Here is a 13,903-nt window from a genome sequence, read left to right as displayed (position 1 = left end):
TCACATGAGCCTCCATAAAAAAGTGAACTTAAAAACAAAATCACCTTAGCATGGCTTTTTTAGAGCAAAGAAATTGGTGAGCTCAGGGAGAAATTAAAATAATTATTAAAACGACATAGCCGGGCTGCACGAATCAAGAATGGATCGGATTAAGTTTTTTAAGATATCACACGAAAAAAGCTCGTGCCGACAAGATTATGTCGTAGAAAAAGACGTCAATATTATAATAAAAAAATATTTACCTATGTTTCAGGTTGCGCCATTAAAAAATATTAGCTCTCATCATTTTCGCTCAAGACTTGTTATTTAGAATAGGAAATAATTAGACATTACTTTCACAAACCAGAAAACCCTTTAAGCATTACTTTCACAAACCAGAAAACCCTTTATGCAATGCTTTAAGCCCCAGACTTAATATACGAGAATCTCTATTATAAACCGCTTTCGCTATGAGATATGCCGTTTTATACAGCATAAAAAATGGCAACCCAAATGATGGCGAATGGCGCCGGTAAAGTTTTAAGCCGTTAGTGATAAAATAGGAAGTATGAATTGCTTTATCTTTAACGCGGGCTCCACCACTTGATGAAAGCAAATGATAAACTTCAGCCGTCGGATCAAAAATCATCTTCCAACCTTTTTCTAAAAGCCTTAGCCCTGCATCTGTCTCAAAAAAATATGCGTTTCCATCAAACGCAAGATCAAATCCGTTAATCGCTAAAAGGGCATCACGCCTAAATGACATATTTGCACCTTGGCCAAATTTTACATTTTGCCTTACCAAAGAATTAAAATCAGCTGTAACTGTTCCAGTAAAATAACTATAAGTTCCTACTGCTGATATTTTCTTTAAATCTTTATCTCCAAAGGCATTTTTAATTCGCCCAGCCACTCCACCAATCTTTGGGTCAGAATAATTTTTAAGATGAGCCTCAATAAGATTTTTTTCAGGAATAATATCGTCATCAACATATAAAACAATGTCGGAAGTTGATTCCTTCAAACATCGATTATAGTTAGGTACGATCCCTGGCGAAATATTTTTAATATGTTTCACAATCGATATTGATTTTAAATAATTTGATACTTCTAAAATTTCAGGATTATTTTGATCAACAATTATTATTTCATCAGGTATGCGGCTTTGTTCTAAAAGTCCTTTTACTGTATCAAGGAGTTCTTTTTTTCTACCCAAAGTCGGAATGAGTACAGAGATCGTTAAACTCATACTTCTCTATCTCGCATTTCATCTTTGACTACATTGACAATGGTTTGAGTTACATCTTTCCATGTTCTTAAGAATGTTTTATTTTTACGCGCACGTTCATTGCGTGCTTCCATCGACATATCAAGATTCTCGGCAATTTTCATCGCTTCAATCAGATTCTTTGGCTTTGCATCGTCAATAAGATACAACCCCTGCAAAAGCGGCGAAAGACTTGAGAGGCCCCCAACCTTTGTACTTACAACGGGCACACCTTCAGCTAATGCTTCTAGCACAACAAGTGGAAGGCCCTCATAACGCGAAGTTAAGATTAGGCCCTGAGACAGATTCAAAAGTGTACGAATTTGCGCTGGACTTAAATTGTCAGTTTTAAATACACGAGGCTCATTTTCAAACCCCCGCCCCGGCACAGCAACTATTTGCAAACTCGAATTTTCTTTTATGATCTCAAAGACCAGTTCTTTACCTTTAACCTTATCTTCAGCTCGCCCAATATAAGCCCAGAAATTTTTAAACAAATCGAGTTTTTCTTTAACTTCAATTGGCAATGATTCAGGAAGATTTTGCTGGTTCCAGGAATCCCATCCGTTAGAACAAACAACACATCTTTTTTTTTGTTTTCTTAACCATTGAAAAAACGGCATATTAGGGTGAACCGCAAGTAGTATATCAGCTGTTGCTACTCCTAATAATTCACGCGCTATGGCTCCATAGCCTCCTGGCCAGAGCCACTCATCACAAGCGTTCATTCTTTCATGAGTTAACCCGTGAAGCGTATGAATCCAAATTGGTTTTTTCGTACTATTTTTAATAAGTTTTGCTTTGAGATCATCTATTACATTTAGCGCACTTCCATGAGTATGAATTACATCCCATTCAGATTTTAATAAGATAGATGAATCACTTGAAATTTCTGAAATAATATCCATGCGTTTAAGTTCACGGTGAACTGACCGGGCATGAGTTTCAACTCCACCAATTCCATGTTTTAAATCTAATGTCGACCATTGAAGCCATTTCATGTTCGCCCCAAAATAGCAATGAACCAAGGCCGCGTCCATATGCGCATAGCAAATAGACCAAGAATGTATCCAAAGGCTGCTAATGTAATTTTTTGCACAGGACTCACCCATGCTGATTGCATAAGTAGCGGAGTTATCATTAAAAGAAATGGAAATAAAAACGTCTTAATCTCTTCATAAGAAATAAAACCCCACATACCAACTGATTTCCACGCGCCTATCATGTAAATGCCTTGAGTAATAACCATTCCCCAAGGTACCAATTCGGGATGACCCAGAGCTAAAATCGCTGTAATTACTAAAAAACTTATAAGTGAATTTATGGTCATAGTTTTAATTAAAAGTCTTGTGTCATGACTCATAAATAAGGCATGCATAGGTGCAAGACCTAAACAAAATAAAGTAAATGCAAGACTTAAAGGTTTTAAAAGTGTTGGAGCCAAAAGAAATTTATCACCAAAAAACCAGTAAATCAGTGTGTCACCAAACAACCAACAACCAGCAAGCGTTGGTAGGAGCATAAGCCAAATCATTCTTGTGGTTGAATGCACAAGATTTTGAAGACCAGGGGATTTTAAATCGTGAACTTCACGAGCAATTCTGGGCTGAATAGCCGCAACTAATGCGTTAATAACACCAAGACTCAGTGCTAATATTTTAATTGCAGCAGAATAATCTCCAAGCCAGTTTTCATAATGAAATTGACCTAACAAAAAAAGATCCATTGAAAATTGAATTGTCCCTAACATTTGAGCCAGTAAAAATGGCACCCCTAACATTGCAGTATGATAAAGTGAGACATTGTCGCCCCTATTTTCAGGCAACAATGAAAAAGGTTTTCCCGCAATTAAAAATATTGAAATCCAAATCACATGACTTAAAAGATAAAGCCAAGATAAAATTAAAAAATCCCCTTCACTATGAACAAACAAAAGACATCCTAAATATAAAAACAATGCTTGGGCGACATTGCCAATAGCTTGAACCACCAATTTTTCTTGAGCAATAACGACAAAATCAAGCAAAAAGGCATCAACAAATAAACTTAAGGCCAAGACTACCGTTGGCAAAAAATAAATACCGTTTGAAAATGCCATTGAGCATAGACCAATGACACCAATAAAACCCACACATGCTAAAGCTAGTCTGACTTTTAAAATTTGCTTAACGAATTTTTTTGAACCACGACCTTGAGCAAGCTCTCTGAGGGCAACATTTTTAAGACCGAATTCAACAAGAACAAAACCATATGTGATTATTAAAACAATATAACTATAAACTCCAAAAGCTTGTGAACCTAACCTGCGCGCCAATAATGCTATTGTTAAAAATCTCACGAATTGAATCAGAAAATTTGAACTCACTAATGCAGTAAAATTTTTTCCAATCAGTGAGAGTTTCATCATTAGCTCTTTTGAACACTTTTAAGGCGTATTAATGTGACCTCTGACGGAATACCCAAACGCTGAGGAGGCCCCCAATAACCTGTGGCAGCATTGACATACACCCAGAGTTTATCTTTGTGACGATTAAGCCCACTATGATAAGGATGCGCAAATCGCGTAATTAAATTCCACGGCATGAATTGTCCGTTATGTGTATGACCACAAATCATAAGATCAAATCCCGCTTCACTGGCTTTATAACAACTGCGCGGTTGATGAGCTAATAGCAATTTAAAATCAGAATGCTCAGCACCTTCAATGGCCTTATGTGGGTCTGATACATGGTCAGGCTCTATGCGAGCGCAAGAATATTCTCTAACACCACCAACCATGAGTCGCGCTTGACCAATATTGAGTAATCGATGTTCGTTATTTAATTGATCTATTCCCAAAGATTTAACTTTTGCACTCCAAGCATTTACATCCCAATAATATTCATGATTACCGGTTACATAAAACTTACCCATCGGAGCACTGAGTTCCCCCAAAGGAGCTACATCTTCAGCAAGTTGCTCAGGTGTTCCATCAACTAGATCACCTGTAATTGCAATCATATCTGGCTTAGCACTTTGAACTAGCTGCACTACTCTTTGAACGTGAAATTTTTTAATTGTCGGCCCTACGTGAAGATCACTGATTTGTGCAATTGTAAAACCATCTAAATCTGGATGAAGCCCAGGCACTGGCACTACAACCTCTTTAAGCATGGGCCCCTGCAAAGCTGTTTTAGTTCCAATGAACGCAGCACCTACAGCCGCTGTAACACTCACAACATTTATTGAGCGAAATAAAAAAAGACGTCTCGTCGGGTCAAAATCTTTGGCATATGTTTTTAGACTTAAAAACGTAAAAACATCTCGTGCAATAGTTGCAAAAACCATAAACACCATAAAGCCAAGTGCCCCATAGCCTATCCAAAATAAAATATTTGGAACTTCAATATTTCCCTTAGCTTTGAGACGATAAATAAAAGGCAAAGCTATTTGCATTAAAAGTAATAAGACAAGAAAACTCTGCGCCGCATACTTCCATACAGTGGGAAGTTGACTTGTGAGTACTAATCGCTTCCAAATATAAAGCCAAGAGACGACTAATATTCCTGAGAAAACAATAAAAAAATATGACATGAAGTTTTGCCCTCATTGAAGCATGTAATGTTTAGATAAATTATAGGCTGCTGCGAGCTTGCCAAGCAAGATTCAAAAGAAAGATTGACACAAGTGTAGGCATAATTCTCTACTGAAGAGCGTCATGAAAAATATAAAACCTGTGGTTTTAATTTTAAACATTCTAATAATCCTCATTGCCACGGCTACATATTTTCAAGGGAGCTCAACTCTCCCCACCGGGTATCACGTCGATCATTTGGCAAATACTCTAAATGCTTTTTGCATCAGACTAACTGGAGCAGATGAATATGGAATATCTTGGCCGTGGTATTTAAGAGTTTTTGACGACTACCGCCCTCCGATTTTGGCCTATATCATCGCTCTTGTAGGTCTATTTATGCCCATCGATATTCACATGGCTCGAATTATAGTTCTCGCAATGGGTTTTCTAGGCTGTGCTTTAACTTTTGTTTTTATTAAAAAAAGTAAATACTTTGACAGTTTAAAAATTCCCGTAGCTGGAAGTCTTATGTTTGCCTTTTTTCTAATGTCATCTTGGTTTTTACTACCCCATCGAATCGCTGGTGAGTTCTCTATATCCATATTTTTTTACCTGGGGCTTTTTGTATCTACATGGCTCGTAATTGAAAAACCAAGTCATATTAAATTTGGCCTGATTAATGGTTTTTTTGTCGCAAGCATGCTCTACACTTATTACGGGACTAAACTTTTTTACTTCACTCACTTCCCAATTATCTTATACTTTATTTACAAAAAACACGGCGGCCTTTATAACTTCAAATTTACTGAATGTTTAAAAGCTTATAGAGGTTTTTTAATTTCCACTTTACTGGCATTATTTTTAGCAGTACCTACTTTTTTAGATATTTTAGGACCCAAACTTACAATGCAACGTTACCATGTTGTTAAAAGTCAGAGTGGAATTGCACTAGATCTTAATACTCTAAAGAAACAATTAGACCCGCGATTTTTATTTTTCATAGGTGATGCGAATAGAAGACATCACACAGGCTATAAGGGGCAACTTAATCAATTTTTTCTACCCTTTTATTTGATCGGCCTCTTTGTAATGATTCGCGAAATTAAAAGAAAAAATCTGTTTATGACTTATTTAGGTATAACTTTTCTTGTGAGCAACCTTCCTGTGAGCCTCACTAATGAAGGCATCCCCCATTCAATGCGAACATTGTTTTGCCTGGTTCCAATTATCATGATTATTTACACAGGATATTCTATCACCGAAAAATGGTTGTTTAACAAGGTTGATCCTTATAAACTATTGCGACTTGGGTTTATTACTTTATTCATATTTGGAGCATTTGAAGCTTACAATAACGTTAAATATTACAAAACTGAAACTACAAAATTTGATCAACAACTCTGGACTTACTTTTCTGATTTCAAACCAAGCAGTCACCCATCGTATGATGATCATTCTGTATCTTCAATTTTAGATCGTTATTATCTTTCTGTAGTTTCAGGCGATGTGGGGTATTGTAATGGCACTATTAAAAAATAAAAATATGAAGATACTCTCAATTCAAGTTGGAACACCCAAAACGATCACTTATCGTGATCATGAAATAACAACTGGAATTTTTAAGTCGCCAATTAATACACCCGTAAAGCTTTGCAGATTAAATTTAGAGAGTGATGGTCAAGCTGATTTAAAAGTTCACGGTGGAGTTGATAAAGCACTTTATGCGTATTCTCATGATGCTTATGGGTGGTGGGAGAAAAATCGTCCACAAGATAAATACGAATTTGGCGCATTTGGTGAAAATCTCACGATTGATCATTTGCCTGAAGATAAAATTTATATTGGCGATACATTTGAAATTGGCAAAGCTATAGTTCAGGTCTCTCAGCCTCGATTTCCTTGCAGCAAACTTGTGGCAAAGTTTAATGATCCTTCGATTTTAAAAACGTTTAATAAATCAAACAGACCTGGAGTTTATTTTCGCGTTTTAAAAGAAGGCATTATTGAAGCTGGCGAAATATTAACGCTCATTTCACAAGAAGAAATCCTCGTCTCAATTGAAGAACTTTTTATCTTTGGTAACACTAAGAAAATGGATTCAAAACGTGCTCAAGAGCTTATAAAAATAAAAACGCTGACTCCAAACTGGATAAAAAAGCTGTCTGACTTAATAGCATGTGAAGAATAAAAAAAAGGGGCAGTTACCTGCCCCTTTACTATCTAAATTTCAATTTTTAAAATTAGATAACGCGAACTTGACTTGCTTGAGGGCCTTTTTTGCCTTCAACTACTTCAAATTCAACTTTGTCGCCTTCTTGGAGTTGTGCGCCGCCAATATCATTAGCATGAACGAACACATCTTTGCTTCCGTTGTCAGGTGTGATGAATCCAAAACCTTTAGCGACGTTAAAAAACTTAATTGTACCTTTTTGCATTTTTTGTCTTCCTTATAATATAAATTTAAAAGGCAGCACTATGCCGCCTCTTTGGATGAGATAACACACGCCAATGGCCATAAAGTAAATTGAATTCTCAACTATTATGCTCAGCGCCAATATATTAGTTCTCAGCAAGTCAAATTATGAAGGCTTATCGGTTTTTTAACATATTTGAAGTCTTTGGCGTTGTTACGCCGTATGTTTTTTTACGAGTTTTCTGACCGGTCGTAAACTAAACGTAAGTATTGAAAGCAAATCTCAAGATAAAATTAAGTAGTTTTATCTACCTGCTAATATTAGGCTTTTGCTAAGAAACCAAAAAAAGGGGAACCTATGTCATTTAAGAAATTACGTACGCATGTTGTTTTAAGTCTTATGTTGGTAGTTTTAGGAGTTAGTACAACGCTTTCATCCACTGCTGCAGCTAATTGCGTAGTAGAAAAGTGGTATTGTGGTTACATCATGGATGGTGCACAGACCGCACAATACGACCGCGCTTGGGGCGAGTTTGTAAGTGGCAATGAAGGCTGGGGTCTTCGTGGAGAGTGGCAATACAATCCTCGCACCTGCGAACGAGCAGCCCAAATTTGGGTAAATAAAGAAGGCGGCTGTCATACGCTCGTGCGCAACACAAATTGCACACCAGCAGAAGGGCCCTACCTCGAAAATATGATTTGCGCACAATAAATTATTAAAAAGTTGAATTGATATTATTTAACCTAGGCTACCCCTTTAAATGGGAGTAGCCTTTTTTATTCCCTTTATAATTATTATTGAAATGTTGCTAAATTAATTTCATTTAGAAATCTTCAAACGCCCAATTATTATATGTCGATCATCATTTTAAAAACGTTTAAGCCTTCCGTGAGTTCTCCGACAAGATAATTATGAAACCTGAAGATGTAACTCTACTTATTGTTGAAGATGACGAAGAACTTCGCGAAGCTTTAATTTTTGATTATGAGCAAGTGGGTTTTAGAGTCATCTCAGCATCAAATGGAAAAATAGCATTTGATATTATGAAAACGCAAAAAGTTGATATCATACTTTCAGATATTCGCATGCCTGGTGGTGATGGCGTTGAGCTTCTCAAAAAAATAAGACAGTTGAATCCAGATATACCCATACTCATGTTTATCACGGGTTTTTCTGATATAACTCCTCAAGAGGCAATCAAGTTAGGGGCTCATAAAGTTTTTGAAAAACCTTTTAATCGACAAGTAATTTTGTCAGAAATTTATAAAGCTATTGATCTTTTAGTTGGGATGCAAAGTCTTGCTGGAGGAACTTCTTTATGAAGGATTTATCGGCTTTAGAAAATTTTAAGCAAATTCTAGATGCCATTGGTGATTTAGTTTTAGTTAAAGGTCCGAATTCAAAACTTCTGTGGGCGAATCAAACTTTTTGCGAATATTATGGTATGAGCAATGAACAACTTAAGGGCATAGTTGATGCTCCGTTTAGTGAACCCGATCATACACTTCAATATGTTAAAGATGATGCTTATGTTTTTAATACTGGCAAAATTTTAGATATTCCTCAAGAGCCCATCACCAGACATGATGGAGAAATTCGCATATGTCATACAGTGAAATCACCTATTTTTGATTCTGAAGGTAAAGTCATCATGACCGTCGGGATTTCACGAGACATCACAGATATGGTGAAAACAAAAGCTACCATTGAGCATGAACGAGGGCGTCAAATATATTCTGCTAAGATGGCGACATTAGGAGAAATGGCAGGCGACATCGCTCATGAAATCAATACTCCACTTGCAATAATAGACATTCTAGCTGGTCAAATAAATGAGCTCTTAAGTAAATCAGAAGTAAAAATTCCGAAAGTTATAGAAAATTGCGTTAAAATTGAAAAAACAGTTAAGAGAATTGCAAAAATTATTTCTGGTCTTAAAAATTTTTCTAGAGAAGGTCTCAATGACCCGGCGATTAAAATTTTACTCAAAGAACTTATAGAAGAGACCATGGCATTTTCAAAAGAAAAATTTACGAGTACTGACATTGAAATTTCTTTAAACTTTGATGATGAATCTTTAGACTTAGAATGCAATCCTACTCAGATATCTCAAGTCTTATTAAATATTTTTTGCAACGCACGAGATGCAATAATTTCTCAACAAGGTCAAAAATGGATACACGTTAGCGCTAAACGCACTAGCGACAATCAAATAGAGATTTCAGTAACCGATTCAGGCTTAGGAATAACTAAAAATCTTGAAGCCAAAATTTTTAGTCCTTTTTTCACAACAAAAGAAGTCGGAAAAGGAACGGGTCTTGGATTAAGTATTTCTAAAGGTATTATTGAAGCGCACCATGGAACACTTTTCTTAGATACCAGTTCTAAAAACACATGTTTTGTAATTCGACTCCCTAGACAAACAAAAACACAGCAAGTAAGACTAGGGGCATAAAGCACGAAGTCACTTGCAGAAAATCAAACTTTATGAAAACCTTAAATTAAAGGCCGTATACAAAGCATGACAACCTAAATCTTTGGGCCTTATAAAAACTACGGAGCGGCCATAGACATGTTTGAAAAGATTAAAGGCGACATTTATAACAATATACTTTCCCCACCCTTAATCAAACGAGGTTGGAGGCCGCCAACAGGCGTAAAACTTGATCAACTTGCACCCAGCGGGAATTTTGGTTACGACGAAGAAGTTCAAATCAAAAAGGCTATAGCCCAGATAATGGGTCATTCAATGACAACATTTGAAAGGTTAGCAACTCTGTGGCAACAAGTAAAATACCTTGATCAATACAATCTTGAAGGTGATTTTGTTGAATGTGGAGTTTGGAAGGGCGGTGCACCTGGAATAATGGCACTTGCACACCAAAGTACTCATAAAGTTCCTAAGCGAGTGATACATCTTTTCGATAGCTTTGAAGGTCTACCAGAACCTGATTCTCAAAAGGATGGGGTTTCAGCAACACTGTATGCCAAACACCTCGCATCCGGAAAAATGCAATCAATTCAAGAATGCGTTGGAACACTTCAAGACAACAAAAACTTACTTGAAGTTAAACTTAAATATCCAAGCCAACTTTTAAAATATCATATCGGTTGGTTTCAGAAAACTGTCCCTGTGGTAGCGCCGCAAATTGATAAAATTGCGGTACTCAGACTTGATGGGGATTGGTACGAGTCTACTAAGATTTGCCTCGACAATCTGTATTCTAAAGTGATCCCAGGGGGTGTCGTCATAATTGATGATTATGGTCATTGGGAAGGCTGTCGACTTGCCGTTGATGAATTTATTAAAAATCTCAATGAACCAATTTTATTAAATCATATTGATTATTCTTGTAGATATTGGATTAGAGCTTTACCAAAAAGCACATGACCAAAATCCTCTTATGTAGCGCAAATCCTCTTGATGTGACACTAGGTGCCGCAAAAGTACTTATTGAAATTGCTCAATCCCTTAATGAATTAGGAGCAGATTGCAAACTAGCATCAGATGAAGAAATCTGCCCTGGAGTATTTAAACTTCCTGTAGGCGATCGAGCATTTGCATTTAGCCGCGCACTTCGAGTTTATCTAAAAAAAACGGCACCACTTTATGATGTTGTTGACTACGATCATGGGTGCCTTCCTTATGCGCGAGATGAGTTTTCAAACAATACACTTTTTGTAGCTCGATCAGTTTTGCTCGTTCAACATTTTGTAAAAATAAAAATCCCAATACATTATGGTATAAAATCATGGATTAAAAATATTTTACCAAATGCATCTTCAAGAAGACTCAATCAACGTGTGCTTGATAGCCAGTTGACTTTAAAATCTAGTGATTTGATAAACGTAAGTAATACTGAAGATCGCGATGCGCTTATGAGTATTGGGCTTCCAAAAGATAAAATTGTTGTAATTCCATTTGGTCTAACCCACGATCGTTGGGTTAAATTAAAAAATACAGATCCCTCACCACTGCCTCTCACAGATACAATCGCTTTTATTGGGACATTTGACCTTAGAAAAGGGTCTAAAGAATTTCCAGAAATTGTGAGTCAAGTTGTAAAAGCCATTCCTCACGCAAAATTTAAGCTCCTTGGTGCAAAGTATCGAAACAAAGAAGAGATTCTAAAATATTTTCCAAAAAAACTTCATTCAAATCTTGATATTGTGCCAGAGTTTCACCCACAAGAATTGCCTCAACATTTATCTGATTGTTCAATTGGCATTTTTCCATCTTATATAGAGGGTTTTGGATTTGGGGTTTTAGAGATGCTTGCAGCAGGATTACCTGTGATAAGTTATAATTCGCCAGGGCCCACAATGATGCTGCCAGATGACTTGATGGTCCCACGAGGCGATCACCAAGCTCTTGCAAATAAAGTCATAGCCCTACTCACTGATACGGCCCAGCTTAAAGAGAAAAGAATTTGGGCTCATCAAAGAGCACTAGATTTTCAGTGGCGAACTGCTGCTCAAAAGACTCTTAAAATTTACGATGAAAAACTTAAAATTTTGAGATATAAAAAAAGTTAAGTTTGCTTTTCACTTAATGCGACTTTCAATCCAATTAATAGTCTCACGTGTAACTTCATTCCATGATCTATTTTGAACTGACAAAAAAGCCCTTTGACCGATAGCCTGACGTTTTCCCGAATCAATTATGAGCTCTTTTAATTGCGTGGCAAGCATTTCACCATCACCTGCCTCAAATAGAATTCCATTTTCACCATGTTTGATAATATCTTTTTGACCACATATATTTGTCGTAACACAGGGCAAGCCATGTGCCATTGCTTGTAAGAGTGAGAGTGGTTGCCCTTCAAATAGACTTGGCAAAATAAAAATATCAGCGCGTTCTAAATATTGAGTTTCGACTTTTCTTTCAAAACTAGAAACAACTTCAATTTCATCTCGCATAATTTCGGGGAAATCTTGCAAAATATTTTCAGCCGAATAACCTGTACCCACCAAAAGCCATCGAACTTTAATTTTATTCTGAAAAAGAGCAATTGCCGCTTTGACTAAGGTATCGATTCCTTTTCTTTTGATCCAGGAGCCATTAAAAAGTATCGTTAAAGGATTTTGATTATTCTTTAAAATTGGATCTTTTACTATTTCAACACCATTTCTAAAAACCAAGATATCATCAATTTGTCGTCGATAATAGACTTGAGCAAACTTTTGGTCATCTTGATTAATTAAAAGCAAACTTCTCGCTTTTTTAAGCCCCTGATCACATGACAACAATCTCCATAGAGGAAACAAAAGGCGCGTGCGTAACGATATAGGCCCTTCTGAAAAATGTTTTTTATGTAATCTTTGTTCCCAATTTCGGCGCTCAATTCCGTGACTAAATACCATAAGTCGATCTCGCATTGAAATAAATGCTCCTGCGACGGGTTCATGAACTAAAATAAGATCTGGATTTAATTTTAAGCGCTCAAGATAAAGCCTAGCCCTTATAGGGAAAAACGCAGAATGAAAAGACAAGCCGACTTCTTTTGAGCCGATATGAACAACTTGATATCCTCTTTTTTTTAATTCACGTATCCAGTGAAATGCGACGCGACCCATTCCGGTTTCTTCGGTGATATCAATTTGTGCAATATGAACGATCAGCCGATTGGCCAATATTATCTCAACGGCTTTGTGGCCTTAAAAGCCATATGCCGTGCGATGGGACGAAAAATTTGAGATAATAAAGAATTTTTAAACTCTTCTTTTACAAATGTATGTGGATGCAAACGAGGAAGAATCATAAAAACATGATGTGTCCCCGTTTGCTTTAAAATACTAAAGCCTACGTTTTTTAAGAGTTGTCTGATTTTCCAGTACACAAAAAAATGTTCAATAGGTTGAACACCTGCACCACTGTTAAAAGGAGTTTTTGTGATCCAGTTTTTAAGCCATAAAAGTATCATAGCATTAGAATAATTTTCAGTTGTTAAAACCAAAATACCACCTGGTTTTAAAACACGATGTAATTCTTGAAGCATTTCAGAAGGTGTGGGCACATGTTCAAGACACTCACACGATACAACTACATCAAAATGATTATTTTCAAACGGAAGTTTTTGAGCGTCAGCCACTTTAAATTGGGCCGATGCCTTATGAGTTTTCGCCTTTGCACTTGCGATTTCAATAGCTCGACTAGAAAAATCAACTCCCGTCACTTCTGCCATTTGTTTGGACAAATAAATGGAGAAATCCCCTGCACCACAGCCAACCTCTAAAACTTTTTTATTTTTAATTTCTGGTAGTAATTCAAGAGTAGCACGATGCCAGGGTGCGAGTTGTAAGACGTCAAGAGATTCAGAACCATGAACTTCTTGATGCCAATCATTATACGATTGCGATGTGTTTTGTGTTGTCATTATTTAGGCCTCTCGCTTTTGAGCGTAAACTAGACTAAGTGCTAAGAAACTGTATTTTTACTGCCTCAATGGTCATAAATAACATGCTACACTAAATCTTATAGTTTTGAACATTGGTTTTTCCGCAAAGACTTCTTATAATAATTCTTATGAACAACAAAATCAAAGAACTACTTTCTACCGGAAACTATGCCCGAAAACAGCTTCTATCAAATGATAAACTTATTAATTGGAGTCACTCCGGAAGATTTAAAAAAGCGCGTCAGATTATTTCAGAATTTTCAGGCGGACGCTTTCTTGACTACGGATG

14 protein-coding genes are annotated in these 13,903 nt (G+C 36.6%); 7 read left to right on the top strand and 7 right to left on the bottom strand.

All coding sequences use genetic code 11. The annotated features are described in order from the left end of the window. Window positions 1-367: 367 nt before the first annotated feature. From SGI74_09865 to SGI74_09850, 4 genes are read right to left on the bottom strand one after another with little or no spacing between them, the layout of a single operon-like run. Window positions 368-1,228: a glycosyltransferase gene (locus SGI74_09865; protein MDZ4677802.1), complete on the bottom strand. Its 861-nt coding sequence runs from the start codon at window positions 1,226-1,228 to the stop codon at window positions 368-370. Next, the gene (locus SGI74_09860; GenBank protein MDZ4677801.1) at window positions 1,225-2,247 is read right to left on the bottom strand and encodes a glycosyltransferase family 4 protein; all 1,023 of its coding nucleotides are present in this window, start codon (window positions 2,245-2,247) and stop codon (window positions 1,225-1,227) included. The genes SGI74_09865 and SGI74_09860 overlap by 4 nt, the downstream gene beginning before the upstream one ends. After that, a complete protein-coding gene (locus SGI74_09855; protein MDZ4677800.1) occupies window positions 2,244-3,650 on the bottom strand; it encodes an oligosaccharide flippase family protein in 1,407 nt (468 codons plus the stop codon). Before SGI74_09855 ends, SGI74_09860 begins: the two co-directional genes overlap by 4 nt. 2 nt (window positions 3,651-3,652) lie before the next feature. After that, entirely contained in the window at window positions 3,653-4,819 is a 1,167-nt protein-coding gene (locus tag SGI74_09850; protein MDZ4677799.1) for a metallophosphoesterase, read from the bottom strand. A 124-nt stretch (window positions 4,820-4,943) separates the two neighbouring features. Here SGI74_09850 and SGI74_09845 point away from each other — a divergent pair, with 124 nt between their 5' ends. Next, the gene (locus SGI74_09845) at window positions 4,944-6,341 is read left to right on the top strand and encodes a hypothetical protein (GenBank protein ID MDZ4677798.1); all 1,398 of its coding nucleotides are present in this window, start codon (window positions 4,944-4,946) and stop codon (window positions 6,339-6,341) included. Continuing rightward, a complete protein-coding gene (locus SGI74_09840) occupies window positions 6,322-6,990 on the top strand; it encodes an MOSC domain-containing protein (protein ID MDZ4677797.1) in 669 nt (222 codons plus the stop codon). The genes SGI74_09845 and SGI74_09840 overlap by 20 nt, the downstream gene beginning before the upstream one ends. 52 nt (window positions 6,991-7,042) lie before the next feature. Here SGI74_09840 and SGI74_09835 read toward each other — a convergent pair whose 3' ends face one another. Further along, window positions 7,043-7,237 carry a cold-shock protein gene (locus tag SGI74_09835; protein MDZ4677796.1) on the bottom strand — a complete coding sequence of 65 codons (195 nt, stop codon included), beginning with the start codon at window positions 7,235-7,237 and terminating at the stop codon, window positions 7,043-7,045. A gap of 336 nt (window positions 7,238-7,573) precedes the next feature. On the opposite strand from SGI74_09835, the gene SGI74_09830 reads away from it, so the two are divergent. From SGI74_09830 to SGI74_09810, 5 genes are all read left to right on the top strand, one after another. Beyond that, window positions 7,574-7,927, top strand: a complete 354-nt coding sequence (locus SGI74_09830) for a hypothetical protein (protein ID MDZ4677795.1) — start codon at window positions 7,574-7,576, stop codon at window positions 7,925-7,927. A gap of 200 nt (window positions 7,928-8,127) precedes the next feature. Then, complete coding sequence (locus SGI74_09825) at window positions 8,128-8,538, top strand: response regulator (GenBank protein MDZ4677794.1); 411 nt, start codon at window positions 8,128-8,130, stop codon at window positions 8,536-8,538. Next, window positions 8,535-9,671 (top strand): ATP-binding protein, encoded by a 1,137-nt coding sequence (locus SGI74_09820; GenBank protein ID MDZ4677793.1) that lies wholly within the window; start codon window positions 8,535-8,537, stop codon window positions 9,669-9,671. The genes SGI74_09825 and SGI74_09820 overlap by 4 nt, the downstream gene beginning before the upstream one ends. A gap of 117 nt (window positions 9,672-9,788) precedes the next feature. Beyond that, window positions 9,789-10,607, top strand: coding sequence for a TylF/MycF/NovP-related O-methyltransferase (locus SGI74_09815; protein MDZ4677792.1), 819 nt, complete (start codon window positions 9,789-9,791; stop codon window positions 10,605-10,607). After that, entirely contained in the window at window positions 10,604-11,752 is a 1,149-nt protein-coding gene (locus tag SGI74_09810) for a glycosyltransferase family 4 protein (GenBank protein ID MDZ4677791.1), read from the top strand. Before SGI74_09815 ends, SGI74_09810 begins: the two co-directional genes overlap by 4 nt. 9 nt (window positions 11,753-11,761) lie before the next feature. Here SGI74_09810 and SGI74_09805 read toward each other — a convergent pair whose 3' ends face one another. Then, on the bottom strand, window positions 11,762-12,850 hold the full coding sequence (locus SGI74_09805) for a glycosyltransferase (protein ID MDZ4677790.1): 1,089 nt from the start codon (window positions 12,848-12,850) through the stop codon (window positions 11,762-11,764). A gap of 2 nt (window positions 12,851-12,852) precedes the next feature. Continuing rightward, on the bottom strand, window positions 12,853-13,593 hold the full coding sequence (locus SGI74_09800) for a class I SAM-dependent methyltransferase (GenBank protein MDZ4677789.1): 741 nt from the start codon (window positions 13,591-13,593) through the stop codon (window positions 12,853-12,855). Between the last annotated feature and the right edge of the window lie 310 nt (window positions 13,594-13,903).

This window comes from Oligoflexia bacterium (assembly GCA_034439615.1).
Taxonomy (GTDB): Bacteria; Bdellovibrionota; Bdellovibrionia; order JABDDW01; family JABDDW01; genus JAWXAT01.
This window is presented reverse-complemented; position numbering and strand designations above follow the sequence as displayed.